Source organism: Zoogloea sp. (assembly GCF_023150065.1).
Lineage (GTDB): Bacteria > Pseudomonadota > Gammaproteobacteria > Burkholderiales > Rhodocyclaceae > Zoogloea.
This window is the reverse complement of sequence record NZ_JAKLLN010000001.1, coordinates 546562-573157: the sequence shown is the minus strand read 5'-3', so window position 1 is coordinate 573157 and position 26596 is coordinate 546562. Positions and strand designations below refer to the sequence as shown.

At 64.6% G+C, this 26596-nt stretch carries 24 protein-coding genes and 1 tRNA gene; 12 read left to right on the top strand and 13 right to left on the bottom strand.

The window, feature by feature from the left end:
- Positions 1-3: 3 nt before the first annotated feature.
- The 5 genes from L6Q67_RS02740 (at position 4) to L6Q67_RS02720 (ending at position 4410) form a co-directional block, all read left to right on the top strand.
- On the top strand, positions 4-1284 hold the full coding sequence (locus tag L6Q67_RS02740) for a serine/threonine-protein kinase (protein ID WP_296564893.1): 1281 nt from the start codon (positions 4-6) through the stop codon (positions 1282-1284).
- Positions 1285-1528: 244 nt separating this feature from the next.
- Positions 1529-2071 carry a hypothetical protein gene (locus L6Q67_RS02735; protein WP_296564890.1) on the top strand — a complete coding sequence of 181 codons (543 nt, stop codon included), beginning with the start codon at positions 1529-1531 and terminating at the stop codon, positions 2069-2071.
- Between the two features lie 16 nt (positions 2072-2087).
- Positions 2088-2402, top strand: coding sequence for a hypothetical protein (locus L6Q67_RS02730; protein ID WP_296564887.1), 315 nt, complete (start codon positions 2088-2090; stop codon positions 2400-2402).
- Positions 2399-3313, top strand: a complete 915-nt coding sequence (locus tag L6Q67_RS02725) for an HprK-related kinase A (RefSeq protein ID WP_296564885.1) — start codon at positions 2399-2401, stop codon at positions 3311-3313. The genes L6Q67_RS02730 and L6Q67_RS02725 overlap by 4 nt, the downstream gene beginning before the upstream one ends.
- Positions 3310-4410, top strand: coding sequence for a nucleotidyltransferase family protein (locus L6Q67_RS02720; RefSeq protein ID WP_296564882.1), 1101 nt, complete (start codon positions 3310-3312; stop codon positions 4408-4410). Before L6Q67_RS02725 ends, L6Q67_RS02720 begins: the two co-directional genes overlap by 4 nt.
- Before the next feature lie 26 nt (positions 4411-4436).
- Here L6Q67_RS02720 and grxD read toward each other — a convergent pair whose 3' ends face one another.
- From grxD to L6Q67_RS02690, 6 genes are all read right to left on the bottom strand, one after another.
- Entirely contained in the window at positions 4437-4751 is a 315-nt protein-coding gene (gene grxD, locus L6Q67_RS02715; RefSeq protein WP_296564880.1) for a Grx4 family monothiol glutaredoxin, read from the bottom strand.
- A 61-nt stretch (positions 4752-4812) separates the two neighbouring features.
- Entirely contained in the window at positions 4813-5643 is an 831-nt protein-coding gene (prmC, locus tag L6Q67_RS02710) for a peptide chain release factor N(5)-glutamine methyltransferase (RefSeq protein ID WP_296564877.1), read from the bottom strand.
- 2 nt (positions 5644-5645) lie between these two features.
- Positions 5646-6731 (bottom strand): peptide chain release factor 1, encoded by a 1086-nt coding sequence (gene prfA / locus L6Q67_RS02705; protein ID WP_296564874.1) that lies wholly within the window; start codon positions 6729-6731, stop codon positions 5646-5648.
- A gap of 48 nt (positions 6732-6779) precedes the next feature.
- Positions 6780-8033: a glutamyl-tRNA reductase gene (hemA, locus tag L6Q67_RS02700; protein WP_296564871.1), complete on the bottom strand. Its 1254-nt coding sequence runs from the start codon at positions 8031-8033 to the stop codon at positions 6780-6782.
- Between the two features lie 147 nt (positions 8034-8180).
- Positions 8181-8855, bottom strand: coding sequence for a LysR substrate-binding domain-containing protein (locus L6Q67_RS02695; protein WP_296564868.1), 675 nt, complete (start codon positions 8853-8855; stop codon positions 8181-8183).
- A complete protein-coding gene (locus L6Q67_RS02690) occupies positions 8852-9127 on the bottom strand; it encodes a LysR family transcriptional regulator (RefSeq protein WP_296564866.1) in 276 nt (91 codons plus the stop codon). The genes L6Q67_RS02695 and L6Q67_RS02690 overlap by 4 nt, the downstream gene beginning before the upstream one ends.
- A 157-nt stretch (positions 9128-9284) precedes the next feature.
- On the opposite strand from L6Q67_RS02690, the gene L6Q67_RS02685 reads away from it, so the two are divergent.
- The 3 genes from L6Q67_RS02685 to L6Q67_RS02675 all read left to right on the top strand — a co-directional run bounded on the left by L6Q67_RS02685 (position 9285) and on the right by L6Q67_RS02675 (position 11157).
- Positions 9285-9431: a hypothetical protein gene (locus tag L6Q67_RS02685; RefSeq protein WP_296564863.1), complete on the top strand. Its 147-nt coding sequence runs from the start codon at positions 9285-9287 to the stop codon at positions 9429-9431.
- Between the two features lie 201 nt (positions 9432-9632).
- Positions 9633-10301, top strand: coding sequence for an acetyltransferase (locus L6Q67_RS02680; protein WP_296564861.1), 669 nt, complete (start codon positions 9633-9635; stop codon positions 10299-10301).
- 1 nt (position 10302) lies between these two features.
- Positions 10303-11157 carry a 3-keto-5-aminohexanoate cleavage protein gene (locus L6Q67_RS02675; protein ID WP_296564858.1) on the top strand — a complete coding sequence of 285 codons (855 nt, stop codon included), beginning with the start codon at positions 10303-10305 and terminating at the stop codon, positions 11155-11157.
- A gap of 17 nt (positions 11158-11174) precedes the next feature.
- Here the strand turns inward: L6Q67_RS02675 and L6Q67_RS02670 are convergent, their stop codons facing one another.
- The 7 genes from L6Q67_RS02670 to acs all read right to left on the bottom strand — a co-directional run bounded on the left by L6Q67_RS02670 (position 11175) and on the right by acs (position 20618).
- On the bottom strand, positions 11175-13166 hold the full coding sequence (locus L6Q67_RS02670; protein ID WP_296564855.1) for a tetratricopeptide repeat protein: 1992 nt from the start codon (positions 13164-13166) through the stop codon (positions 11175-11177).
- 270 nt (positions 13167-13436) lie between these two features.
- Positions 13437-13512: transfer RNA gene (locus L6Q67_RS02665), tRNA-Phe, on the bottom strand.
- Positions 13513-13593: 81 nt separating this feature from the next.
- Positions 13594-15090 (bottom strand): sensor histidine kinase, encoded by a 1497-nt coding sequence (locus tag L6Q67_RS02660; RefSeq protein WP_296564853.1) that lies wholly within the window; start codon positions 15088-15090, stop codon positions 13594-13596.
- Complete coding sequence (locus L6Q67_RS02655) at positions 15077-15751, bottom strand: response regulator transcription factor (RefSeq protein WP_296564851.1); 675 nt, start codon at positions 15749-15751, stop codon at positions 15077-15079. The genes L6Q67_RS02660 and L6Q67_RS02655 overlap by 14 nt, the downstream gene beginning before the upstream one ends.
- A 449-nt stretch (positions 15752-16200) precedes the next feature.
- Positions 16201-17970: a cation acetate symporter gene (locus tag L6Q67_RS02650; RefSeq protein ID WP_296564848.1), complete on the bottom strand. Its 1770-nt coding sequence runs from the start codon at positions 17968-17970 to the stop codon at positions 16201-16203.
- Positions 17970-18278 carry a DUF485 domain-containing protein gene (locus L6Q67_RS02645; RefSeq protein ID WP_296564846.1) on the bottom strand — a complete coding sequence of 103 codons (309 nt, stop codon included), beginning with the start codon at positions 18276-18278 and terminating at the stop codon, positions 17970-17972. The genes L6Q67_RS02650 and L6Q67_RS02645 overlap by 1 nt, the downstream gene beginning before the upstream one ends.
- Before the next feature lie 381 nt (positions 18279-18659).
- A complete protein-coding gene (gene acs / locus L6Q67_RS02640; RefSeq protein ID WP_296564844.1) occupies positions 18660-20618 on the bottom strand; it encodes an acetate--CoA ligase in 1959 nt (652 codons plus the stop codon).
- A gap of 323 nt (positions 20619-20941) precedes the next feature.
- On the opposite strand from acs, the gene mshL reads away from it, so the two are divergent.
- The 4 genes from mshL to L6Q67_RS02620 are packed head-to-tail and all read left to right on the top strand — an operon-like array spanning position 20942 to position 26596.
- Positions 20942-22798, top strand: a complete 1857-nt coding sequence (gene mshL / locus L6Q67_RS02635; protein ID WP_296564840.1) for a pilus (MSHA type) biogenesis protein MshL — start codon at positions 20942-20944, stop codon at positions 22796-22798.
- Positions 22795-23688, top strand: a complete 894-nt coding sequence (locus L6Q67_RS02630) for a tetratricopeptide repeat protein (protein ID WP_296564837.1) — start codon at positions 22795-22797, stop codon at positions 23686-23688. Before mshL ends, L6Q67_RS02630 begins: the two co-directional genes overlap by 4 nt.
- A complete protein-coding gene (locus tag L6Q67_RS02625) occupies positions 23685-25397 on the top strand; it encodes a GspE/PulE family protein (RefSeq protein ID WP_296564834.1) in 1713 nt (570 codons plus the stop codon). Before L6Q67_RS02630 ends, L6Q67_RS02625 begins: the two co-directional genes overlap by 4 nt.
- The gene (locus L6Q67_RS02620) at positions 25394-26596 is read left to right on the top strand and encodes a type II secretion system F family protein (RefSeq protein WP_296564828.1); all 1203 of its coding nucleotides are present in this window, start codon (positions 25394-25396) and stop codon (positions 26594-26596) included. The genes L6Q67_RS02625 and L6Q67_RS02620 overlap by 4 nt, the downstream gene beginning before the upstream one ends.

Below are 26596 nucleotides of genomic sequence, written 5' to 3'. Positions count from 1 at the left end.
CCCATGGAACGGATCGGCAAGTACGAGATCAGCCGCCTGATTGGCGAAGGCGCCACCAGCGAGGTCTATCTTGGCTTCGATCCGTTCACCCAGCGGGAAGTCGCCATCAAGCGCCTCCACCCGGAAGCCCTGCGCGGCAGCGAGCGCAGCGCCCTGTATCGCCACCTGCTGCTCAACGAGGCCGCCCTCGCAGGGAAGCTCCATCACCCCCACATCATCCAGATCCACGACGCAGTGATCGACGATCACGACGCCTACGTGGTCATGGAGTACATTCCCGGCGGCACCCTCGAAGCCTTCACCCGCGCCGGCCAGTTGCAGCCCTTCGAGCGCCTCATCGAGATCATCTTCAAGTGCACCCGGGCCCTCGATCACGCCTACCTGCAGGGCGTGACGCACCGGGACATCAAACCCGCCAACATCCTGCTGACCACGCCGGAAGGCCAGGACATCAAGATCTCCGACTTCGGCGCCGCACTGTTCACCGCCAGTGAGACCACCCAGGTGGCAGGCTTCGGCTCGCCTGCCTACATGTCCCCCGAGCAGGTGCGCGAGATGCCGGTGGATCACCGCACCGACATCTACTCCCTCGGCGTGGTGATGTACCAGCTCCTCACTGGCCGGCTGCCCTTCGATGCCACCAGCAACGTGAACATGGCGTACCAGATCGCCCACCACGAAGCCCCCCCGCCGGTCAGCATCCGCCCGGAGATCCCCGCCGAACTCAACGCCATTGTCGGCCGCGCCATGCGCCGGGAAATCTCCGAACGCTACGGCACCTGGATGGAGTTCTCCCACGACCTCGCCCAGGCCTATCGCAACCGCAGCCTCACCGCCGATCGGGGTGAGCCGCCGGACAGCGAGAAGTTCGAGCGGCTGCGCGCCTTCCGCTTCTTCCGGGAGTTCAGCGACATCGAGATCTGGGAGATCGTCCGTTTTGCCGAATGGAAGCTCTTCGAGCCCGGCACGGTGGTCATGAAGGAAGGCGAACCGGGCAACTATTTCTGCTTCGTGATCGAAGGGTCGCTGCGCATCGTCAAGAAGGGGCACCTGCTCAACGTCCTCAGCGCGGGCGACTGCTTTGGCGAGATGGCCCTGTTTGCCGCGGGTCGCGGCGCCCGCACCGCCTCGGTCGAGGCCACCGCCGAAACACGCATTCTCACCATCCGCGCCCCCGCCCTGCTGCGGGCCTCCGCCCTGTGCCAGATGCATTTCTACAAGGGTTTCCTGGAAGTCCTGTCGTCCCGGCTCTCTCTGGCCAACAGCCGCATCGCCAGCATCTAGCGCAGCAAACCCCTGATGCGTGTCGACTTTTTTGACACGCCCCCTTTCCGGGGCGCGGCAGAACAGCGGCAATTTTTTTATTCTCTTTTAAAATCATTGCCCTAAGGGAAAAATCCCATTTTGGAACAGGATTTGCTTAAAGAATATCAGCCAAGAGCGGGCATAGGTCATACAAGTGAAAGCCTGGTCCGCCTATACTGCGTTTACGCGCGCCGTGTCCGGCGCAAGTCCAAAGAGGTTTAGGATGAATCTGGAACACCCCGAAAATTCTGCCGAGCAGCGCACGACCGAAGCCGGCGTCAACGCTACCCAGAACAAGCGCCGCAAACTCATCCAGACCGGTCTGGTTGGTGCTCCGGTTCTGCTCGCACTCAAGAGCACCCCGGTGCTGGCCGCCAATTGCAAGCTGCCGTCGGGCTTCTCCGTTTCCGGCAACTTCAGCCGTAACGGTACGACCCCCTGCGCTCCCAAGCTGAACGGCGTGAATTTCTGGAACACCAACGCAACCGTCGAGCAGAAGGACCGGCCCTTCGCGCCCCCCAACTTCAACGCCTCCATCGACACCAGCGTCACAACCTTCGGTCAGGCACTGGCCAAGGGGAACACCAACGTCCACGCCAAGATCGTCGCCGCCCTGCTGAGCGCCGAAGCGGGCAGCTTCCTGCCCCCCGCCACCGTCAAGGACATGTGGAACCTCGGCGTGATCGGCGGCAACTACCCCGCCAGCGCTGGCGACTCCTGGGATGCCGCCGAAGTCGAAGCCTACCTGGACTACGTTCTGTCCTGAGATCCGGCCAAGCGCATTGCCCTCTGCCGGCATTCACTACGCCGCCTGCGACGCCCTCTTCGACGCCCTGCCCAGCATTCTCTGGAAAAGTGTCGACGAGGGCTGGGTGCGTTTCGACCCCCACGCGGGTGAAACGCTCCTACTCGCGCCCATCACCCGCTTCATCCTCGACCAGCTCTCGACCCCGGGACGACGGCTCTCCGAAGACGCATTGAACCAGGCGGTCCTGCACGAAGAACCGGACGCAAACCCTGCCGAATGCCGTAGTCAGGTCCGGACTGCCCTCGACGCCCTGCTCGACGCCCGCCTAATCCAGGCCACATCCCATTGAAAGTCAGCGAGCTTTCCTCCGCAGAGTTCAGCGAACGTCTGGCCGGTGACGGCATTCGACTGGCCGCCGGCCCCTTCAACTGCCGGCTGCAGAGCGGCGTGCCGGAAATTGCCGGCGAACTCTCCCGCCTTTACGCCCACCACCCGCTGATCGACGACACCCAATTCGTGGATTTCCACGTCGGCATCCAGCCTGGTCACGGCGTGCGGCGCTGGCTGCGCCCCCAGGCCCGCTTCATCGTCGATTCCATCGAGCCCTTCACGCCCCTCCCGCGGGATCAATCCCTGCCCATGCTCGAATGGGGGCTGAACTGGTGCATCACGGCATACAGCCAGCACATTCTGGTCATCCACGCCGCGTCGGTGGCCCGTGGCAACCGGGCAGCCATCCTGCCCGCCCCACCCGGCTCAGGCAAAAGCACCCTGTGCGCGGCTCTGGTCAATCGCGGCTGGCGCCTGCTGTCGGACGAACTCACCCTGATCCGCCTGGACACCGGCGAGCTGATGGGTCTGGCACGCCCGGTCAGTCTCAAGAACGCCTCCATCGACATCATCCGCAACTACGCGCCGGATGCCTTCCTGACCCAGCCGGTGCTCGACACCACCAAGGGCACCGTCGCCCTGATGGCCCCCACGCAGGCCAGCGTCGAGGCCGTCGACACGCCAACGCGTGCCGCCTGGATGGTGCTGCCCCGCTACCAGGCTGGCTCCGACGCCCGCCTCACGCCCATGGGCAACGGTGCCGCCTTCATGCAGTTGGCCGATAACGCCATGAACTACCATATCCTTGGTGCGCGGGGGTTTGAGGCTGTCGGCCGTACCGTCGATCAGTGCCGCAACTTCAGTTTCGAGTACAGCCGGCTGGACGACGCCATTGCCGTTTTTGAGCAGCTTGCCGGGGACGAAACGTGAACCACCTGCTCGCCGCCCTGCGCGATCCGCAGTCCGTCCTGCAACTCTCCCCAAGCCAGTGGGATCTGCTCATCCGCCAGACGCGGCATGCCAACCTGCTCGGCCGCCTTTACGAGCGCCTGTGCGCCGCCGGGCTGGAAGCAGACATTCCACAGCGCCCCCGCAACCACCTGCAGTCCGGCGCCATCATGGCCACCCAGCAGCAGTACTCGATCCGTCGTGAAGCCCGCCTCCTGCGCGACGCGCTGGCGCCCTACGAGATCCCCCTGATCCTGCTCAAGGGGGCGGCCTACGTGGCCGGAAAACTGCCCGCAGCCCAGGGGCGCCTGTTTGCCGACATCGACATTCTGGTTCCCCACGAACGCCTCGACGCGGCCGAATCGGCGCTGATGCTCACTGGCTGGCAGAGCAGCGTGACCGACGCCTACGATCAGCGCTACTACCGCCGCTGGATGCACGAACTGCCGGCCATGCGCCACATTTTCCGGGGCACCACCCTGGATGTGCATCACACCATCCTGCCCCCCACCGCCCGCCTCAAGCCCGACGCGCGGCTGCTGATCGAAGCCAGCGTGGAGATTCCCGACCTGCCCGGCGTCCGTACCCTGGCCCTGGAAGACCTGATCCTGCACAGCGCCTCGCACCTGTTCCATGAAGGCGAGCCGGACAACCTGCTGCGCGACCTTACCGACCTGGACCTGCTGCTGCAGCACCTGGGCCGGGACGACACAGCCTGGGACGCCCTCCTTGCCCGGGCCGGACGGCTGCAACTCTCAGGCCCGCTCGGTCTCGCCCTGCGCTACACAGAGAGTCTGCTGAACACCCCGATCCCGGCACGCATCGGCAAACAGGTGGGCAATGACACCACGGGCAGTGCAGGGCAGCGCCTGCTGGACCTGCTTTACAGCCGGATGCTGCGCCCCCAGCATCCCAGCACCGCAGACCGCCTCACCCCCCTGGCCCGCAAGGCCCTGTACATCCGGGCCCACTGGCTGCGCATGCCCCCCCTGCTGCTGGCCTATCACCTCGCCCACAAGGCCATTTTTCCCCCCAAGCTGGAAGAGTTGCCGCCGATGGACGAAAAAAAGGCGGCCTGAGCCGCCTTTTTTGGGAGTGCGAGCTTTCAGGCCACGCCGTCGAGGAGCTTCTTCAGCTCACCGGACTCATACATCTCGCGCATGATGTCCGACCCGCCGACAAACTCGCCCTTGATGTAGAGCTGGGGAATGGTCGGCCAGCTGGCGTATTCCTTGATGCCCTGGCGGATGGCCTCATCGGCCAGCACGTCAACCGCCACAAACTCGGTCACGCCACAGGCACGCAGGATCTGCGTGGCGTTAGCCGAGAAGCCGCAGCGGGGCATGGCCGGGGAGCCCTTCATGTACAGAACCACCGGGTTGGAGGTAACTTGGTCGTGAATGATCTTTTGGACGTCCATCTTTGTCTCGCAATAGTTGAGCAATTCAGTCGGAAAAGTCTAGGCCTGCTTGAGCGGCGCGTCAAGAACGGGGCCAGCAGCCAAGGCTGACCCGCTCGATTCCGGCCAGATCCTGAGCCGAAGTCACCGAATCGAAACCGGCCTCCCGGAGCAAACCGCGGACGGCGGCGGCCTGATCGTATCCATGCTCCATCATCAACCAGCCGCCGGGCACCAGGAAAGCCGGCGCTGTCGCCGTGATGCGGGCCAGATCGTCAAGGCCGGCAACCCCGGATGCGAGCGCGCCCGCGGGCTCGAAACGCACATCCCCCTCCGCCAGATGCGGATCGCCGGCAGCGATGTAAGGGGGGTTGCTGACGATGAAATCGAAACCCGTCTCCTCCACCGCCGCAAACCAGTCGCTCTCGATGAAGCACACCCGGGCCCCGAGGGTCTCTGCATTCTGCGCTGCCACCTCGAGGGCCGCAGCCGAAACATCAACCGCCATCACCCGGGCCAGTTGCAGCTCGAGGGCCAGTGTGACCGCCAGTGCGCCGCTACCGGTCCCCAGGTCGAGAAGCTTCGGCGCCGCACCTTCCGCCACTCGACCAAGCACCAGCTCGACGATGAGCTCGGTCTCTGGGCGGGGAATCAGCACCGCCGGCGTCACCTGGAAATCGCGCCCGAAGAACTCCCGCAGCCCCAGCAGGTAGGCCACCGGCTCACCGGCAGCGCGGCGCTCGAGGAGGTCGGCAAAACGGGCCGCCGTCGACTCGGCGAGCCCCCGCTCCGGATAGGCGGCGATCTGGGCGGTGGAACAGCCCAGCAGCTTGCCCAGCAAGAGGCGCGCCTCGCTGGCCGGAATGCGGCCCCGTGCCACCTGCAGGGCCTCACCGATGTTCGCCAATGCCACCCTCAGTGCCCCTCGTCCGCCAGCGCCGCCAGCAATTCCGCCTGGTGCTCGGCGGTCAGGGCCGCCAGCACTTCGTCCAATTCCCCCTGCATGACCGCATCCAGCTTGTAGAGGGTCAGGTTGATGCGGTGGTCGGTCAGCCGCCCCTGGGGGTAGTTGTAGGTACGGATGCGTTCGGAGCGATCACCGCTGCCCACCAGGCTCTTGCGGGTAGCGGCCTCCCGGGCCTGCTGCTCGCGCACCTGGATGTCCTTGATCCGGGCCGCCAGCACGCGCAGGGCCGAGGCCTTGTTCTGGTGCTGGGAGCGTCCGTCCTGGCACTCCGCCACGATACCGGTGGGCAGGTGGGTGATGCGCACGGCCGAATCGGTCTTGTTGATGTGCTGGCCACCGGCGCCGGACGCCCGGAAGGTGTCGATGCGCAGGTCCGCGGGGTTGAGCTCCACGTCCCCGACCTCATCCGCCTCGGGCATGACCGCCACCGTGCAAGCCGAAGTGTGGATGCGCCCCTGGGTCTCGGTGGCCGGTACGCGCTGCACCCGGTGCCCGCCCGATTCGAACTTGAGCCGCGAGTAGGCACCGTTGCCTGCCACCCGGACAATCACTTCCCTGAACCCGCCGAGTTCGGCATCGCTGGCCGAAATGGTCTCCACCCGCCAGCCCTGGCGTTCGGCGTAGCGGGTGTACATGCGCAGCAGGTCGCCCGCAAAGAGCGCCGCCTCGTCACCACCCGTGCCGGCGCGGATTTCAAGGAAGAGATTGCGCTCGTCGTTCGGGTCCCGCGGCAGGAGCGCCGTCTGCAGATCGGCCTCGATCCGTGCTTGGGCCTCCCGCGCGGCTTCGAGCTCGAGCTCGGCCAGCTCCTTCATCTCCGGATCGCCGATCAGCTCCTTTGCCGTGGCTTCATCGGCGACGGCCTGACAGAAGGCCTGGTAGAGGGTCACAACCGGCGTGATCTCGGCGTGTTCGCGGGTCAGCTTGCGATAGTTGTCCATGTCGCTGGCGGCCTCGCTGGTGGCCAGCAGGCGGTCGAGCTCCTGGAGACGGTCGGCAAGATTGTCCAGCTTGTCGCGGATTCGCTGTTTCATGGGGATACCGGCCTGCGGCCGCAGGCATGAGGACGCTGGCCCGACGGGCTAGTGGTCCTTGGAGAGATTGAAGAGACGCCGGACCAGCTGGGCGCAATCGCCACGGTGGTCGCCTTCCGCGTCGCTCAGGAAGCGGGTGGGGGCATGCATCAGCTTGTTGGTGAGCCCCTGGCTGAGGGACTCCAGAACCTTGTGGGCATCGTCGCCCCGGGCGAGCATGCGCACAGCCCGTTCGAGCTCGGCCTGGCGCAGCTGGTCGGCATGCTCGCGCAAGGCCCGGATAGTCGGAACGGTATCGCGGCTATCAAGCCAGTGCAGGAAGCCATCGACCCGCTCATCAATGATGCCTTCCGCCTCGACCACCGCCGCCTGACGCGATTCAAGACCCGAATCAACCACCTGGGCCAGGTCATCGACGGTGTACAGGAACACATCGTCAAGCTCGGCCACTTCGGGCTCGATATCCCGCGGCACGGCCAGATCCACCATCACCATGGGGCGGCGGCGGCGTGCCTTGAGCGCCCGCTCCACCACGCCCAGGCCGATCACCGGCAGCGGGCTGCCCGTGCAGGAGACAACGATGTCGTAACCCGGCAGGGCTTCGCCCACCTGGTCCAGGCGCAGCACATCACCGCCGAAGCGCTGGGCCACAGCCTCGGCCCGGGCCAGCGTACGGTTGGCAATGGTGATGCGGCGGGGCTTTTCGCCACCGAAGTGGGCGGCACACAGCTCGATCATCTCGCCAGCGCCCACGAAGAGCACTCGCTGGTCGCTGACCCGCTCGAAAATCCGCTCGGAAAGATGCACCGCCGCCGCCGCCATGGACACGATGTTGGCGCCGATCGCCGTGGTGGAGCGCACCTCCTTGGCCACCGAGAAGGTGCGCTGAAAGAGCTTGTGCATGGTGGCGCCGAGGGTGCCGGCCTCTTCCGCCTGACGCACGGCGTCCTTCATCTGGCCGAGGATCTGGGGCTCACCGATCACCATGGAATCGAGCCCGCTGGCCACCCGGAAAACGTGGCGCACAGCGTCCCGCTGGGGCAACGTATACAAGTAGGGCGACAAGTCCTGCAGGGCCACCCGGTGATACTCCGCAAACCAGTCGGCCGCATGACGGGGCTGCTGGGTGGCAAAGTACAGCTCGGTGCGGTTGCAGGTGGACAGGATGGCCGCTTCCTTGACCGGCTTGGCCTGGACAAAATCCGCCAGCGCCTGGACCAGCCGCTCAGGGCGAAACGCCACCTGCTCACGGATGGCAAGCGGCGCGGTGTGGTGGTTCAGTCCTAGGGCAAACAGCTGCATGGGTGGCGCCAGGCAGGGGCGGAATTTTTCAGCCGGCGATTATATCACCCGACCTTTTGCGCACAGCAGGGGCTGGATCAAGGCAGACGCACGAAGACCCCACGGTATCGAACAAAGGGGCAGGCCCCGCCTTCGGCACGCAGCCCCTCATGGCGTCGTGAGCGCTGCAGGCACCTCGGCCTCCGCCAGCAGCCACGCACGGAAGTCTCTTACCAGCGTGCGCCCGGCCAGTGCCTCCGGCACCACCAGGCTGTACACATAGCGGGATGGCAGCATCGTGGCGACCGGCATCACCAGGCGCCCCGACCGGACATCCGCCTCAACCAGCGGCCACAAGGCAAGGGCCAGACCCTGTCCCCCCATGGCCGCCTCCAGCACCAGCACCGCACTTGAGAAACGCGGGCCGCGGCTGGCGTCCACGTTCGCCACGCCTGCCAGACGGAACCACTCCGCCCAGCTCGGCCGCATCGCCTCGTCGGGGATCGACTCGTCATGGATGAAAACCTGTCGCCCCCAGTCTGTTGGCGTGGCCAATGGCCCCGTTCGAGCCAGCAACGCCGGGCTGCACACCAGCACATAGGCGGGGGCCAGCAAGACATCACGACAGAGGCCCGGATAGTCGCCAAGCCCGAAGCGCACCGCCACGGCACTGCCCGCTTCCCGTGGATCCGTCAGCAAGCCCTCCGCACTGCGTCCCAGGCCGTCGATGTTGCACACATCGCTGGCCAGGCGCAGCTCCACGTCGGGGTGCAGGCTGTTGAAACGGGACAGGCGCGGCACCAGCCAGCGTTGGGCGAAGGACGGCGGCGCATGGATGGTCAATAGCCCCTCAGGCCGATCCCGCACAAGCTCGACCGCGGCAGCCAGGCAATCCAGCCCCTCCCGTGTTCCGACAGCTCGAGCACCCGAGGCAGACGGCGAAACAGCGGCGCGCCGACATAAGCCTCCAACGCCTTGATCTGCAGGCTCACCGCAGCCGGGGTGACGAACAACTCCTCCGCCGCCCGCTTGAAGCTCAGATGGCGTGCCGCCGCCTCAAAGGCACGCAGGGCAGGCAGCGGCGGCAATCGATAGCCCATGACGTTTTCGATCAAGTAAAACTTAATCGTAGCATCAGAAAACGTGGTTTGCTGCAATGCAACACAAAACCTACATTTAGCTCAGGCGCACAGCAAGGTCCGGTCTCTGACAACCCTCCCCTCTGCCGGAAACCGGACCGCGCCCTTTCTGCCATGACACAAGGAGAACAAGATGAACCTCGACTACCTCCGCAGACTCATCACGACTCCGCTGAACGAGCGCGTCGCCGACGAACGCAAGGCCCTTGCCACCCGCACGGCCGGGCTGCTCGACTTCGAAGCCTATTTCAAGGAAGTCTTCGCCGGCCAGATCCTCTGAGCCACAGCCCCCGAAGGAAACCGCCGGCAGCGGCAGGCGCTTCCTGAGGGGGAAACGAGGGCACCACCCACAAGCCGTTCAGCAGGGCCAACCTCCAAGGGCCCGCCCCCATGATGGCTGCGGGCTCTTCCCTCGGGCGAAACAACATGTTGTACTCTGGACTTCGAGAATTCTGGTGGCACTCACCTGGAGCGTGCCTCAATGAGCCGCATTCCACTCGTCGTCTTCGGCAACAACACGTTCGCCAGCCTGGCATGGTATTGCCTTACCCATGACAGCCCTTACCAAGTCGTTGCCTTCACCGTCGATCAACGATTCCTGAACGCAGACACGCACGAGGGGCTGCCCGTCCTGCCGTTCGAGGACCTCGAGGCAAGCCATCCCCCCGAGGCTGCACATCTGATCATCCCCCTGGGCTATCACGCCATCAACAGCATCCGGCGTGACCGCTACCTCGAGGGCAAGGCACGCGGCTACCGGTTCGCAAGCTACGTTTCGAGCCGCGCGAGCGTCTGGCCGGATCTTCAAGTGGGCGAGAACACCCTGATCTACGAACACGCGATCATCCAGCCCTTTGCCCGGATCGGCGACAACGCGATCATCCGCAGTGCGGCCCATATCTCGCACCACTGCGTCGTCGGCGACCACGCCTTCGTGGCGGCGGGCGTAACGCTGGGCGGCAATGTCTCCATCGGTGCGCAATCCTTCATCGGTGTCGGGGCCGTCCTGCGCGACGGCCTTGCCATTGCCGAACGCAGCTTCATCGGTGCCGGCGCGGTCGTCGTCAGCGACACCGAGGCCGACGGTGTTTACGTGGGCAATCCGGCCAAAAAAGCGGGCCGCAGCGCCCTCGATGTGACCGGAGGCTGACATGCGCAGCGGTGATCCCCTGATCCTCAACCTGGCCTGCACCGGCGTCATCCCGACCCGCGCGATGAACCCGCATGTCCCGCTCAGCCACGCGGAGATCGTCGATGACGTTGCCCGCTGCCTGGAACTCGGTGTGCAGATGGTGCACCTCCACGCCCGCGACCCGGAAGGCGTGCAGACCGGTGACCCTGAAGCCTACGCTCGCCTGATCGAATCGATCCGCGCCCTGCCTGGCGGCCGTGAAGCCATCCTGTGCGTCACGACCAGTGGCCGCAAGGATGCGTCCTTTGCGTCGCGGGCACGGGTCCTCGATCTCGACGGCGACGCAAAGCCGGACATGGCCAGCCTCACCCTGAGCTCCCTGAATTTCGTTCAGTCCGCCAGCATCAATGCGCCGGACACCATCCGACAGCTCGCCGCACACATGCAGGCGCGCGGCATCCTGCCCGAGCTGGAAGTGTTCGACCTGGGCATGGCGAACTTCGGCCGGGTGCTCTCGCGGGAAGGGCTCATTCCCCGCGCACCCTACGTCAACCTGCTGCTCGGCAACATCGCCGGAGCCCAGGCCGACCCGCTCAGCCTCGGTGCGCTGCTCGCCAATCTGCCGGATGGCAGCGTGACAGCCCTTGCCGGTATCGGCCGCAGCCAGCTCACAGCCAATACGCTGGGCCTGCTGCTTACCGATGGGGTCCGGATCGGCCTTGAGGACAATCTGTGGATGGACAGCGGCCGCAGCGAGGCCGCCAGCAACGTCGGTTTGATCAAGCGCATGCTGCGTCTCGCCGCCGAGTTGGAACGACCGCTGGAAAGCCCCGCCAGGCTACGGCAGCGGCTCGGACTGCGTGCGGCCGGATAAACCCAGAGGGGTACAACTCAACGCAGGACGGAGGGCGGCTCGCCCGCACACCAGCGCTCCCACATCTGGCGCAGACGCGTTCCCAGCGCAGCAGACATCTCCACCGGAAGCACATCCATGTCGGCCTGCATGCGCGCCCGGATCGTCGGGCGCAGCGCAGCCAGTGCCGCAGCATCGCCAGCCCGGCGCACGGCAATCCGGAGATACTCCGCCTCCGTTTCCGCCACGAAATCCGCCAGACCAGCCCGGTGCAGGCGGCTGGCACACTGGCGCTGCTGAAGGGAGTTCCCGGCCAGGGTGATCGTCGGAACCCCCATCCACAGCCCGTAATTGGCGGTCGTACCACTCGAGAACGGAAAGGTATCGAGCAGGATGTCGACCTCCGCATGCTGCTCGAGATAGGCCGCCAACGGCACCCGCGGCCGCAGCTCGACCCGGGCCGGATCCAGGCCACAGGCCACGCATCGCGCCTCGATCCGCTCCCCGTCGCCATCGGAAACACCCCCGACCAGCAGGCGCGCCCCGGGTACCTCATCCAGCAGGCGGGCCCACATGCGGAGGCAGCCATCGCCAATCTTGTTCATACGGTTGAAACTGCCAAAAGTGATGGCGCCCCGTGCCAGAAAGGGCGCCGGCGCCACGGGCGGCAAGTCATCCGGCCGCTCCAGCACCGACATGGCAGGCAAATAGGCCAGATGCTCGGTAAAGCCGGCATCGAGTCGCCCCGGCGGTGCAACCACCGGATCAACCAGCCGGTAATCGACAGCGCGCAGGCCTGTCGTTCCGGGATAGCCGATCCACGCCACCTGAACCGGCGCCGGCTTCATGGCAAAAACGGGAAGGCGATTCCCCGCCGTGTGTCCGGACAGGTCGACCAGGATATCCACCGCATCCGAGCGGATGCACGCGCTCAAGGCGGCATCACTCATCCCGGCAACCTCTCGCCACACATCGCAATACCCACGCAGGCGAACACTGACCTCATCAGCCCCACGACGATTGAAGTAAGCGTGGATGGCAAAGGCTCCGCGGTCGAGCGTGCGCCAGATCGGCTCGATCAGACGCGCAACCGGGTGCTCACACAGATCCGCAGAAACGAACCCGATGCGCAGGCGGCGTTCGGGGTCGCGCACGTTTTCATGACCGGCCGCCACCAAGCTGCTTGCTTCGAGCGCCTCGCCGAACGCCCGGTGGGCGGCGAACAGGGCCTCCGGCGACTGCGCCTCATCGTGGGCATGGCAATACAGCAGCCCACTCCACGCAAAAAAAGCATCGGGCTTGCTGTCGAGCACCCGCTGATAGGCCTCAGCCGAACGCCCCAGCTCACCCATCATGCTGCAAACCAGAGCAAGATTGGCGTTCCCCTCCACCGACCCCGGCGACAAGGCGACCGCCTTTTCGAGGACCGTGCAGGCAGCCCGATTGTCGCCCCGCTCCTGCAAGACGCGCCCCAGATTGGTCAACGCCGGCACGCAGGCGGGATCAATAGCCAGGGCGGCGCGGTAGGCCACCTCCGCATCCGCCGGATGTCCGGCTGCATCGTGTGCCGTGCCCAGCGCCACATGCGCGAGCGGCAGACGTGGATCCAGAGACAGCGCCCGTGCCGCCAGGCGCAGCCCCTCCTCCGGCTGTCCATCCTGGACCGCGTTGGTCGCCGCATTGCACCAGACCCCTGCCGCTCGCGGATCCAGTTGCAGGCTGCGTCGGAATGCGCGAGCCGCACCGCCCCGCTGACCCGCATGCTGCAAGGCGGCACCGTAGTTATCCCAGACCAGCGGATCGTTCTTCCGCAGCGCGCAGGCCCGCTCGAGTATTGGCACGGCCTTCAGAAAATGCCCCATCAGCATCTGGGAAACCCCCAGCAACTGGAGCGCCAGTCCATCATTTCCCCACTGCCCGGCAATCTCCTCTGCGAGGAGCAGGCAGTCGGCATGGCGAGCGGACGCGCAAGCTTGCTGCCAGCGGAGAAAAGCCGGGTGAGCGGTCGAAAAAGGAACGGTTGGCTTCATGAACGCTGGCAAGGGCCGCGCCTGGCTCGAACACCCGGACCAGGGCATGTCCTGCAGGGCTATTGACGATGCGTACAGTTTAGCCACACAGGTGGCAGGGCTCCAATCGCTCCACCAGCCTGCCCCGATATAGAGGGCGGAAATACCTGGCACGGCACGATGTGCGCCCACCAGCAGCGACGACCAATGCCGCAAGCGGCAAATGCAGGCAATCAAGACGTGAACGTAAAAACGCCGACCACATGGATCGGCGTTTTTACTTGAATTACTTGGTGGCCAGTCGCGGAATCGAACCACGGACACGCGGATTTTCAATCCGCTGCTCTACCAACTGAGCTAACTGGCCAACGAGGAACGCATTATAGGCAAGGTATCGCCCCACGTCAAAGGGAAAATGCAATTTCTTGCAGCCCTGGATCGACACGCTTCATGCAGGGGGAAACTGTTCTGCGAGGGCACGGGGTTCAGGCGTCAAGGTGTCCTCACCCGCACGGCTGCGCGGAAAGACAACCTGGGCGATAGTACCCTTGCCGCTGGGATTGGGTATGAGGCTGACCTTGGCGCGATGAAGCTCCGCAATCTCCCGGACAATGGGTAGGCCAAGGCCGGAACCGCTTTCGGTGCTTCCAAGCACACGATAGAAACGCTCGAAAACCCGCTCCCGGTCCACATCCGGCACGCCAATACCCGTGTCTTCCACTTCCAGGATGGCGCGCTCCGTGGCGATGGTACGAACCGTCACGCAGCCCCCGCCAGGGGTGTACTTGATCGCGTTGTCGATCAGATTCTTGACCAGTTCGCCAAGCAGAACCGGGTTGCCGTCAATCATCAGCGGCTCGCCGGTGGTTTCCAGGCCAAAATCAATGTTCTTCTGTCTGGCGCGCGGGAAGAAATCACTCAGCATTGCCCGCAGCAGCACCTCCAGATCCACCCGCTCCACCGCATAGATTTTCTCGTAACTGGCTTCAGCCCGGGCAAGGGAGAGCAGCTGATTGATCAGATGCCCGGCTCGCTCCGCACTCTGGGAGATATGTACCAGGGACCGATGCACCTGGGCGGGGTCGGTTTCCATCAGGGCGAGATCTGTCTGCATGCGCAGGCCGGTCAACGGGGTCCGCATCTGGTGCGCCGCATCGGCGATGAAACGTTGCTGAGCCTGAAGATTCTCCTCCAGGCGGGCCATCATCTCGTTGAAGGCAATGATCAGCGGCCGGACCTCCTCCGGAACCCCCGATACCGAGATGGGCGACAAATCGGAAGGGCGGCGGCGACGGATGAGGCGCTGGAGCTGGTTCAGGGGCGCGATGCCGCGGGACAGGCCGAGCCAGACCAGGATGACCGCGATCGGGATGATGGCGAACTGGGGCAGAAGCACACCCGTCACCACCCGGGAGGCAAGGGTGCTGCGCTTGTTGCGCGTTTCGGCGACCTGGAGCAGCACGAGCCTGGAAGGGACGCTATCCATGGGCTGTACGAACTGATAGGCCACCCGCACTTCTTCACCTGCAATGGATTCATCGCGAAACATCACGAGGTCGGGAACCACATTCTCCGGCGCGGCGATCGGGGGAATATCCTTGTCACCGGCCAGCAGCTCGCCCTTGAAGCCCAGCACCTGGTAATACACGGTGTCGTCCTCGTCAGCCCGCAGGATCAGGCGCGCCGGCGCAGGAAAGTTCACCCGGGCCTGCCCGTTCTCGAGCTTGACCAGACGGGCGATGGCCCGCACGTTAACCGCCAGGGCCTGGTCGTAGGGCTGGTTGGCGATGCTGTTGGCGACGTTGTGGGTGACGATGATGGAAATTGGCCACAGAAACAGCAGGGGGGCCAGCATCCAGTCGAGAATCTCCCCAAACAGGGAGTTGAAGGCCTTGCCATCAGTGGCATCCTCTTCTGCCACCTTACGCCATCTAGGCGACCACATCAGGCTTTTCCAGGCAGTAACCCAGCCCTCTTACGGTCACGATCTGCACACCGCTTTGCTCGAGTTTCTTGCGCAGGCGATGCACATACACTTCGATGGCATTGTTGGAGACTTCCTCACCCCAGCCACACAGGTGATCGACCAGTTGCTCCTTGCTCACCAGACGCCCTGCACGCAGCAGCAGCACCTCGAGCAACCCGACTTCACGCGCAGACAGTTCGACGACCTGACCGTCAATCTTGACGACCCTGTCCGCCTGATCATAAGCCAGCCGGGCATATTCGATGCATCTCGCCTGGCCGGTTCCGCGTCGGGTCAGGGCACGGACGCGCGCCTCCAGTTCGGGCAGCGCAAAGGGCTTGGTCAGATAGTCGTCAGCCCCCGCATCCAGGCCACGCACCCGATCCTCGATGCCATCCTGAGCAGTGAGGATGAGCACGGGCATGGCGCACTTGCGGGAGCGCAGGCGCCGCAGGACTTCGATACCGACCAGTTTGGGAAGCCCCAGATCCAGAATGAGGAGGTCGAAGGTCTGAACCAGCAGAGCAGCATCGGCATCGGCACCATTGGGGACATGGTCCACCGCATAGCCGGCTTTCTTCAGCGCACGGCACAGGCCGTCGGCAATAATCAGGTCGTCTTCGGCCAACAGGATCCGCATGGCGTTTTCGTGGGAAGCAGAAGTGTAAGTTTGAAGTAAGCGGGATACGGCACAGTCAACCCGCTGTTCTCCTTTTACTCGGTCTTGGGGGCACGTTCGCTGCGCAAGCTGCGACACCGCCTCGGGGGTTGGTCCGCCCGACGGATCATCCCCCGCCGTCTTTTTCGGCAAACCCCAAACCGATAGCTGCAAACGTCCGTGCCCGGCATTCCCATGGGCACCCCGGGCGCAAGCGGCGCAAACTCTCATTACAAATTCCGTTCGAGTCTAGCACAGGGCCGGCCAGGCTTCGTGCAAGCCTGCCGCAAGCTCCTTGGCGTCAACGCGGCATGACGCACGACACCCTGCAGACCATTCCGGCCAGCCATTGAAAAACCCCGGCTGCCTCTCGGCAGACCGGGGTTTTATCCTTGCCTCCGGGAGGGCCGGAGCCCAACCGGGAGTACGGCTTAGTGACCCGACGCGCCAGCTGCGCCGATACCGGTTTCGGACCGGATCAGCTGGGCAGCGAAGTCGGCACGCTCCTGCTGGGCGTTCGGGCTGCGATCGAGCAGCGAGAAGATCCAGATACCCACGAAGCCGATGGTCATGGAGAACAGGGCCGGCGAGGTGTAGGGGAACGGAGCGGAGCCCTTCGGATTACCCAGGGTCGCAACCCACACGGAATCCGACAGCACAGTCATCACCACGGCGCTGATCAGGCCGAGGAAGCCACCGATCACCGCACCCTTGGTGGTGCAGTCCTTCCACAGCACGCTCATGAAGAGCACCGGGAAGTTGGCGGACGCGGCGATGGCGAAGGCCAGGGACACCATGAAGGCGATGTTCTGCTTCTCGAAGGCGATGCCCAGAACCACCGCGATCACACCCAGAACGATGGTGGTGATGCGGGAGACGCGCAGCTCGGAAGCGGAATCGGCATTGCCGTTCTTGAACACGGTGGCGTACAGGTCATGGGACACGGCGGAAGCGCCGGACAGGGTCAGACCAGCAACCACGGCCAGAATGGTGGCGAAGGCAACCGCGGAGATGAAGCCGAGGAAGATATTGCCGCCCACTGCGTTGGCCAGGTGGATGGCCGCCATGTTGCCGCCACCCTTCAGGGTGCCCTTGGCATCCAGGAAGGTCGGATCGGTCAGCACGAAGCAGATGGCGCCGAAGCCGATGACAAAGGTCAGGATGTAGAAGTAGCCGATCCAGACAGTAGCCCAACCCACGGACTTGCGGGCTTCCTTGGCATCCGGCACGGTGAAGAAGCGCATCAGGATGTGGGGCAGGCCGGCGGTACCGAACATCAGCGCCATACCGAAGGAGATGGCGGAGATCGGGTCCTTCACGAAGGAGCCCGGCCCCATGATGGAGTCACCCTTCTTGGCGGCCATCGCGGCGGTCACTTCCGCCACATCCTTGCCGGAAGCCGCAGCAGCGGTGGCAGCATCGGCGATAAGCTTGGCATCCTTGGCAGCCAGGGCGCTCTTGATCTCGACAGCCTTGGCGAACATCGCTTCCGGGCTGAAGCCGAACTTGACGAGCACCATGAAGGCCATGAAGGAAGCACCGGCCAGCAGCAGCACGGCCTTGATGATCTGCACCCAGGTGGTGGCAGTCATGCCGCCGAAGAGCACGTAAACCATCATCAGCGCGCCCACGATCACCACCGCCATCCAGTACTCGAGACCGAAGAGCAGCTTGATCAGCTGACCGGCACCGACCATCTGGGCGATGAGGTAGAAGGCCACCACGACCAGGGTGCCGGAAGCAGCAAAGGCACGGATCGGGGTCTGCTGGAAGCGGTAACCGGCCACGTCGGCGAAGGTGAACTTGCCAAGGTTGCGCAGACGCTCTGCCATCAGGAAGGTGATGATGGGCCAGCCCACGAGGAAGCCGATTGCGAAGATCAGGCCGTCGTAGCCGTTGGCCATCACCGCAGCGGAAATACCCAGGAAGGACGCGGCGGACATGTAGTCGCCGGCAATCGCCAGGCCGTTCTGGAAGCCGGTGATGCCACCGCCCGCGGTATAGAAGTCGGCAGCCGACTTGGTCTTGGATGCAGCCCACTTGGTGATGAACATCGTGCCGGCAACAAAAATGCCGAACATGACGATGGCCGTCCAGTTGGTGGCCTGCTTCTCAGCCTGACCGATGTCGGCACCGGCAGCAAGAGCGACACCGGAAGCCAGCATGGCCACAAGGCCGAGCAAGAGTTTGGAATTGCGCATCACTTGGTGGCCTCCTTGATGACCTGAGCCTTCAGATCGTCAAACTCGGTATTGGCACGACGAATGTAGATACCGGTGATGATGATGGTGAACAGAATCACACCCACGCCGATGGGAATCCCGACGGACATGACACCGGCACCAGTCTTCTGTGCCAGGAAATCCTTGTTGAAGGCCACCAGCAGGATGTAACCGTAGTAAACGATCAACATCAGCGCGGTCATGACCCAGCCATAGGAATTGCGTTTCGAGACCAGCTCCTGGTATTTCGGGTTTGCCCGGATGCGGTCGCCGAGGTCGTCTTTCATATTTCTCCTCCTCTTCGAATTAACCTGCCAGGAGCCAAAGGGACTCCTTTAGGGGTAGTGGCAAGTTACCGGCACACACTTACATCGACCTTACGCTGACAAATGAAATTTCCGCCTTGATGGCGGACAATCAAATACTGCATTGCAACATCCGAAAACCTGAAAAAAACCATTCAAAACAAGGCGTTCGAATGAGCAAGAAATCAGGACGAAAAAAAGGCGCGAATTTCGCGCCTTTTTCTCCCCCTCTACCCCCGGCCTGACTGCGCCGGGTTCCTCCCCTGTTTTTTCTTTATTCGATTTGCGCTGTTTTTATTTCCGGCCATTCCTGCAAAGGCCGGCTGCAAATCGCCCCGACCTGAAAGTCGGGGCATGTGTCTCTTACTTGAGCTGTTCCAGGATTGCCGGGTTTTCCAGCGTCGAGGTGTCCTGGGTGATTTCCTCGCCCTTGGCCAGCTGACGGAGCAGACGGCGCATGATCTTGCCGGAACGGGTCTTGGGCAGGTTCTCACCGAAGCGGATGTCCTTCGGCTTGGCAATGGGGCCAATTTCCTGACCCACCCAGTTTTGCAGCTCCTTGACCACCTTGGCGGCTTCATCGCCGGTGGGGCGGGCACCCTTGAGCACCACGAAGGCCACGATCGCTTCACCAGTCAGATCATCCGGACGGCCAACCACGGCGGCTTCGGCAACCTTCTCGTGGGCAACCAGGGCGGATTCGATTTCCATCGTACCCATGCGGTGGCCGGAGACGTTCAGCACGTCATCGATACGCCCGGTGATGGTGAAGTAACCGGTGTCCTTGTCGCGGATAGCGCCGTCGCCCGCCAAGTACAGCTTGCCCTGGAAGTCGGCCGGATAGTAGGACTTCACGAAACGGTCCGGATCGCCCCAGATGGTGCGGATCATGGACGGCCACGGACGCTTGACGACCAGGATGCCGCCTTGACCCCAAGGCACTTCGGTGCCGGTTTCGTCGACCACGGCGGCCTGGATGCCCGGGAAGGGCAGCGTGCAGGAACCGGGGATCAGCGGGGTCGCGCCGGGCAGCGGGGTGATCATGTGGCCACCGGTTTCGGTCTGCCAGAAGGTATCGACGATCGGGCAGCGGCTGCCGCCGACGTTCTCGTAGTACCACTCCCAGGCCGCCGGATTGATCGGCTCACCGACCGAACCCAGGATGCGCAGGCTGGACATGTCGTAGTTCTTGGGATGCACGGCCGGGGTGTTGTCCGCAGACTTGATCAGCGAACGGATCGCGGTCGGGGCGGTGTAGAACACGGTGACCTTGTGATCCTGGATCATCTTCCAAAAGCGGCCGGCGTCCGGGTAGGTGGGCACGCCTTCGAAGACGACTTCGGTCGCACCGCAGGCCAGGGGGCCGTAGGTGATGTAGGTGTGACCCGTCACCCAACCGATGTCGGCGGTACACCAGAAGACATCATCCGGCTTGATGTCGAAGGTGTACTTCATGGTCAGGATGGCGTGCAGCAGGTAGCCACCGGTGGAGTGCTGCACGCCCTTCGGCTTGCCGGTGGAGCCGGACGTGTAGAGCAGGAACAGGGGATGCTCGGCTTCGACCCATTCCGGTTCGCAGACGTCGGATTGCTGGGCAACCAGATCGTCGGCCCAGAGATCACGGCCCGCGACCATGGCGGTCTCGGCGCCGGTGCGCTTGACCACGATCACGCTCTTGATGGTGGGGCAGCCGCTGGCCAGCGCTTCGTCGGCGATGGACTTGAGGGGCAGCGCCTTGCCACCACGGTTCTGGCCGTCGGAGGTAATCAGCAGGACAGCACCGGCATCATTGATGCGGTCAGCCAGGGACTGGGCGGAGAAGCCGCCGAACACGATGGAGTGAGTGGCGCCGATACGGGCGCAGGCCTGCATGGCCACCACACCTTCGATGGACATCGGCAGATAGATGACGACGCGATCGCCCTTCTTGACACCCTGAGCCTTCAACGCGTTGGCAAACTTGCTGACGCGACCGAGCAGATCGGAGTAGGTGACCTTGGTGACGTCGCCCTTGTCGCCTTCGAAGATCAGGGCGACTTTGTCACCCAGACCATTTTTGACCTGACGATCAAGGCAGTTGTAGGAGACGTTCAGCTTGCCGTCGGCAAACCACTTGAAGAACGGAGCATTGCTCTCGTCCAGGACCTGGGTGAAGGGGGTCTGCCAGTCGAGAAGCTCTTTGGCACGGGCGCCCCAGAAGCCTTCGTAATCCTTCTCGGCTTCGGCACACAAGGCCTTGTACGCATCCATGCCCGACACGGCCGCGTTCTTCACCACCTCTTCAGACGGATAGTAGAACTTCTGGGTGGTTTCGCTCGTCATTTTTTCACCTCTCCTCGTGTTATGAGTGTGCAACGTTGTTAGCTCTGAAACCTTGCTGGCGGGGAATCCGGCCGCTCACGCCTCATGGATGCATGCGCCTTATGGTGGCGCTTTCTGGTGCTCCGGCCCTGGGTCCGACCGGCATTTAAGTTGATCAATCTTACACAGGACTTACACACGGGAAGCCGGGCACCCGTTCCGGGCATGCGGAGCCCGTAACGCACCCAGAACATGCATCCTCGCAGGCCAGGCTCACTCACTTATTCAAAAACAATAAAAGTGCAATAGAATAAATGCCATATACATAGACCTAACCCACTGCAATGCCAGCTCACCGCCTCCTCCTGTTGCTGCCCCTGCTGCTGGCCGCTTGTGCGTCCCATCCACCGGATCTCCCCTCCTCAAGCCACATCCGCGCCAACACCCGGTCGCCCCAGGCGCCGCCCGCTTCAAGCCCGCCGCCGGAAGTCCTGCCCCTGACGCCACCCAAGCCGGCTGCCCGGCTGGAGACTTACTCCGTAGTGGTCACCGCGGTACGTGTGCAAGACCTGCTGTTCGCCCTGGCCAGGGATGCCCGGATCAACATCGACATTCATCCCGGCCTCAGCGGCACCGTCACCCTCAATGCCATCGACCAGACCCTGCCGCAGATCCTGGATCGCCTGGCGCGGCAGGTGGACATGCGCTACGAGATCAACGGCAGGAATCTCGCCGTGATGCCGGACTCCCCGTTCCTGCGCAGCTACCGGCTGGACTACGTCAACCTCAATCGCAGCATGACGGGCACCGTCTCGACCAACACGCAGATCGCCACCAGCGGGACGAGCAGCATGGCAGGAGGGGCCGGCACCGGAACCGGGGCCCTGACCGCGGGCGGCAATGTTTCCGCCACCCGGATCGAGAACACGTCCCGCAACCAGCTGTGGGAATCCGTCGAGAAAAACCTACGGGATCTGCTCCGGGAGACGGACAAGATCCTGCCCGAAGGATCCAGTGAGACCGTGATCGAGAACGTTGAAACAGCCAGCAGCAGCGGCCCCGGCACGGGGTTTGGCGCCGCAGCCGCGAACAAGCCCCGCGCCCGCGGCCGCACCGGCGCCCAGCCCCAGGTCCTCGCTCCCAACGCCCCCAGTTCGATGCAGAACAACACCACCACAACGGTGCATAAGTCCACTTTCCGCGAAGCGGCATCGGTCATCGTCAACCGCGAGACGGGGGTCCTTACGGTAAGGGCCACCGCCCGCCAGCACGAGAAGGTAAGCGAGTTCATCGAACGGGTAACAACTGCCGCCCGACGTCAGGTGCTCATAGAAGCCACCATCGTCGAAGTCAGCCTGGGGGACACCTACCGGCAGGGCATCGAATGGAGCCGGATCCTGACCAGCGGTACACGCTTCGGCATCAGCGGTCCCGGGCTTGGCAGCACGGCCGGCAATGCGACCACCCCTTTCAGCGTCGCCTACAAGAGCGAGGAAGGCATTGACGCCACCGTCAAGCTGCTGGAGAGCTTCGGCACGGTCAAGGTCCTGTCCAGCCCGAAGCTATCGGTACTCAACAACCAGACCGCAGCCATCAAGGTGGTCGAGGAGTACGTCTACTTCAGCGTCAAGGCCGACACCACCCAGACCACCAATGCCGGCGCCCTGACCACCGTCACCACCACGCCCCAGTCGGTTTCGGTGGGCCTGGTGATGACCGTCACGCCCCAGATCAGCGACAGCGACGAAGTCATCCTCAACGTCCGCCCCACCATTTCCAGCATCTCGGATTTTCGCCGCGACCCGAACCCGAGCATACCCAGCAGCATCGCAAATCTGGTCCCACAGATCCGGACCCGCGAGATCGAATCCGTGCTGCGCATCGAGAACGGCGAAACCGCGGTGCTGGGCGGCCTGATGGAAGACCGCATCGATTACAAGACCGGCCGCGTCCCGCTGATCGGGCAACTCCCGCTGCTCGGTGAGCTCTTCACCAACCGCGACAACGGCATACAGAAAACCGAGCTGGTCATCTTTCTGCGCCCGGTGGTCGTCACCGACACCCGACTCGTCAGCGCTCTGACACCACTGCGGGACAGGCTCCCGGACGCCGGCTTCTTCAGTAAGGGACCGTCGCCGGGGGCACCGAACTTCCCGTCCGAGGCTAGAGCCGGCACCGCCACGGAAAGCCCCCAACCGTGAGCCTCCTCATGGATGCCCTGCGCCGTACCGGTAACGGCACGCACGGGCCTGTGCCTCACACACCCGAGGTACCGGAATCACGACTCGAGCTTGAACCACTCATCGCTCCGCCACCTTGCGCACCGGCCCCTGCCGCCACCGCAGACAAGCTCCCCCAAGAGGCAAAAAGCGAGCCCGCTGGCAGAACAGTACCGACCGAGCCACCCCCGCGTCACGCCCTGACAGTCGGCCTCCTCGGCACCACGGCCCTTGGCGCACTGGCCATCGGCATCTGGTTCGAGATGCGGCCCCTGGCCCTGCCCGAGCCCCCACACCCGAGGGCGCGGGCCGCAGTGACGCGCCCTCCCGAAGCAGCCCCTGAGCCCCCTCCCTTCCCGCCTTCCCACACAGCCGAACGCCCGGACACGCCGATCCGCCAGGCTCCCGGGAACACGACTCGCAAGAGCGCACCCCAAGATCGGTCCACCACCCCCCAGCCGGACACAGCCATCCACCTGCAGCCTGGCGCAGGCACCGGCAACACCACGTCCCTGGCCCATGCCGCCTATCTCGGCAACAGGGTTTCCCAGGCCGAAATGCTGTACCGGGAGGCCCTTCAGGCCGAGCCAGACGACCTTGACGCCCTGCGTGGCCTCGGCACCACGCTGGCGCGCCAGCACCGCTGGGCCGAAGCCGGGCGCACCTACTCCCATGCCCGCAGCATCGCGCCCGACGACCCCGATCTCAGCTACAACCTGGCCGTCGCCCTCGACCGGGCAGGCCAGCCCGGGGCCGCCGCAAACCACTACCGCCAGGCCCTGACGCTCGCCACACGCAGTCCCGCACGCTTCAACCAGGCCGAAAGTGCCTCACGCCTGCGCACCCTCACCGCCCAGGATCCGTCACCATGAACCGTGCCCCCCATGCCCATCAGCCCCTTGGCCAGACCCTGATCGCCCTGGGCCTGATCAGCACCGACCAGCTCCATATCGCCCTGCGCGAACAGACCCGGACCCGGGAGATCATCGGCCGGCAGCTCGTGCGCCTGGGCTTTCTCTCCGAGGCCACGCTGCGCGATGCGCTGGCCCGCAGCCTCGACCAGGCCAGTGCCGACCTGTCCGGCCTGCTGCCCGATGCCGAAGCCCTGGCCCTGGTCCCCCGCCAGGCGGCACGACGCCTCGGCCTGATCCCCCTCAGCTATGACGCCCAGCAATGCCACCTGGTCGCCGCCGCCAGCAACACGGCCGACATCGTGGCCCAGGACCAACTGCGCAGCCTGCTGCCTGGTGGCGCCACGGTCGAACTGCGCCTGGCCGGCGACTCCGAAATCGCCTGCGCCATCGATCTGCTGTACGGACACGAGCTGTCCATCGACGGGATTCTTCACGAGATCGAAACCGGAGAGGCCGACACCACCAGTCTCACGGGGCGGGCCGACACCTATGCCCAGCCCGTCGTGCGCCTGATCGACGCCCTGCTCGCCGACGCGGTCAAACGGGGGGCTTCCGACCTGCACTTCGAACCGGAAACCGCCTTCCTGCGCATCCGCTACCGCATCGATGGCCTGCTGCGCCAGATCCGCGCCCTGCACAAATCCTACTGGCCCGCCATGGCCGTGCGCATCAAGGTCATGGCGGGGCTCAACATCGCCGAAACCCGCGCCCCCCAGGATGGCCGGATCTCCCTCAGCGTCAGCGGCCGCCCGGTGGACTTCCGCGTCTCGACACAACCCACCATCCATGGCGAGAACATCGTGCTGCGGGTGCTGGACCGCCAGAAAGGCATCGTCGGCCTGCACGAACTGGGGCTCAGTGACACCCGGCTGGACCTGCTCAAACTGATGATCGCCCGGCCGGAGGGGCTGATCCTCGTCACCGGCCCCACCGGCAGCGGCAAGACCACCACGCTGTACTCCATCCTCGGTCACATCAACGCCGAGGGCGTCAACATCATGACCCTCGAAGACCCGGTGGAGTACCCCATGGCGCAGATCCGCCAGACAGCCGTCTCCGAGGCGGCCCGGCTGGATTTTGCCAATGGCGTACGGGCCATGCTGCGCCAGGACCCGGACGTGATCCTGGTGGGCGAGATCCGCGACGGAGATACCGCCCGCATGGCCTTCCAGGCCGCCATGACCGGCCACCAGGTCTACTCCACCCTGCACACCAGCTCGGCCATCGGCGCCATCCCACGCCTGCTCGATCTGGGCATCGTGCCCGACATCCTGGCTGGCAACCTGATCGGCATCGTCGCCCAGCGCCTGGTCCGCCGCCTGTGCCCCCACTGCCGCGAGGCCTACCCGGCAACCGACCCCGAAATGCGCCTGCTTGGTATCGCCGACCAGCCCGCACGCCCCACCCTGTACCGGCCTGTGGGCTGCCCCCAATGCGACTATCAGGGCTACCGGGGGCGCCTGGCCATCATGGAACTGCTGCGCCTGGACGCCGACCTGGATGAGCTGATCGCCCGGCGCGCCACCGCCCGGGAACTGCAGCAAGCCGCCGCCGCCCGGGGCTTCACCCGCCTGGCCGACGACGGCACCCGGCGTGTCATCGCCGGCGACACCTCCCTCGAGGAACTGGCGCGGGTCGTCGACCTGACGGACCGACTGTTCCCATGAGCACCTTCAGCTACCGGGCCATGAACCCCCGCGGCCACACCGTGCGCGGCCGCATGGACGCGGCCAACCTCGACGACCTTGAGCTGCGTCTGCGCCGCCTCGGCCTCGACCTGCTCCACGCCAACCCGGTCCGGCGGATCACCTGGCAGCGGCAACGCCCCATCGGCCGGCGGGAGCTCATCAACTTCTGCTTTCACCTCGAGCAGTTCCTGCGCGCCGGCGTACCGATCATCGACAGCCTGACCGACCTGCGCGACTCCCTCCACCGGGCCCGCTTCAGGCAGGTCATCGGTGACGTCGTCGAGGCCATCGAAGGCGGGCTCGGTCTATCCCAGGCCCTGCAGCGCCACCCGGACGTATTCAACGGCGTGTTCTGCAGCCTGGTCCGGGCCGGGGAACACACGGGTCGGCTGCCCGAAGTGCTCGGCGCCCTCACCGAGACCCTCAAGCGCGACGACGAGCTCGCTGCCTACGCCCGGCGCATCGCCATCTACCCGGCCATCGTGGCCCTCGTGATCACCGCCGCCCTGGGCGTCGCACTGGTCCACGTCGTCCCCGAGCTCGCCCGCCTGTTCCAGAGCGCCGGGCAAGCCCTGCCTTGGCAGACACGCATCCTCATCGCTCTGTCCGGCTTTGTCATCGACTACGGCTGGCTCCTCGTGCTCGGAGGCATCGTCGGAGTAGTACTGGTACGTCACGCTATCTCGATCCGCCCGGGCCTGCGGCTCCGCTTCGATGCCGCCCTCCTCCGCCTGCCCCTGCTCGGTGCCGTCCGGCGCAAGATCATCATGGCCCGCTTCACAGGCCTGTTCGCCATGATGTACGCCTCGGGCATCACAGTCATCGACGCCATCCAGTCCGCGGAGGACGTGGTTGGCAACACCGCCCTGCGCCAGGGCCTGCAGCACGTCGGGCGTGAAATCACCCAGGGCAGCAAGGTGTCGGATGCTTTCCGCACGGTCGAGCTGTTCCCGCCCCTGGTCACCCGCATGCTGCGAGTGGGCGAAAGCACCGGCGCCCTCGACACGGCCCTCGCCAACGTCAGCTACTTCTACGATCGGGACGTACGGGAGGCCATCGAAAAACTGCAGGCCAGCATTGAGCCCACCCTCACCCTGGTGCTGGGGGGGCTGCTCCTCGCCATCATGGGCGCTGTCATGATGCCGGTCTACGACATCATCACTCGGATGAAGCTGTGA

Coding starts and splice junctions, on each gene's coding strand:
- L6Q67_RS02670 (WP_296564855.1), bottom strand. CDS start 13,166: ATGAAGCCAACCGTTCCTTTTTCGACCGCTCACCCGGCTTTTCTCCGC.
- L6Q67_RS02675 (WP_296564858.1), top strand. CDS start 10,303: ATGCGCAGCGGTGATCCCCTGATCCTCAACCTGGCCTGCACCGGCGTC.
- L6Q67_RS02620 (WP_296564828.1), top strand. CDS start 25,394: ATGAGCACCTTCAGCTACCGGGCCATGAACCCCCGCGGCCACACCGTG.
- grxD (WP_296564880.1), bottom strand. CDS start 4,751: ATGGACGTCCAAAAGATCATTCACGACCAAGTTACCTCCAACCCGGTG.
- L6Q67_RS02645 (WP_296564846.1), bottom strand. CDS start 18,278: ATGAAAGACGACCTCGGCGACCGCATCCGGGCAAACCCGAAATACCAG.
- L6Q67_RS02735 (WP_296564890.1), top strand. CDS start 1,529: ATGAATCTGGAACACCCCGAAAATTCTGCCGAGCAGCGCACGACCGAA.
- L6Q67_RS02685 (WP_296564863.1), top strand. CDS start 9,285: ATGAACCTCGACTACCTCCGCAGACTCATCACGACTCCGCTGAACGAG.
- acs (WP_296564844.1), bottom strand. CDS start 20,618: ATGACGAGCGAAACCACCCAGAAGTTCTACTATCCGTCTGAAGAGGTG.
- L6Q67_RS02660 (WP_296564853.1), bottom strand. CDS start 15,090: ATGTGGTCGCCTAGATGGCGTAAGGTGGCAGAAGAGGATGCCACTGAT.
- mshL (WP_296564840.1), top strand. CDS start 20,942: ATGCCAGCTCACCGCCTCCTCCTGTTGCTGCCCCTGCTGCTGGCCGCT.
- L6Q67_RS02650 (WP_296564848.1), bottom strand. CDS start 17,970: ATGCGCAATTCCAAACTCTTGCTCGGCCTTGTGGCCATGCTGGCTTCC.
- hemA (WP_296564871.1), bottom strand. CDS start 8,033: ATGCAGCTGTTTGCCCTAGGACTGAACCACCACACCGCGCCGCTTGCC.
- L6Q67_RS02740 (WP_296564893.1), top strand. CDS start 4: ATGGAACGGATCGGCAAGTACGAGATCAGCCGCCTGATTGGCGAAGGC.
- prfA (WP_296564874.1), bottom strand. CDS start 6,731: ATGAAACAGCGAATCCGCGACAAGCTGGACAATCTTGCCGACCGTCTC.
- L6Q67_RS02655 (WP_296564851.1), bottom strand. CDS start 15,751: ATGCGGATCCTGTTGGCCGAAGACGACCTGATTATTGCCGACGGCCTG.
- L6Q67_RS02680 (WP_296564861.1), top strand. CDS start 9,633: ATGAGCCGCATTCCACTCGTCGTCTTCGGCAACAACACGTTCGCCAGC.
- L6Q67_RS02625 (WP_296564834.1), top strand. CDS start 23,685: ATGAACCGTGCCCCCCATGCCCATCAGCCCCTTGGCCAGACCCTGATC.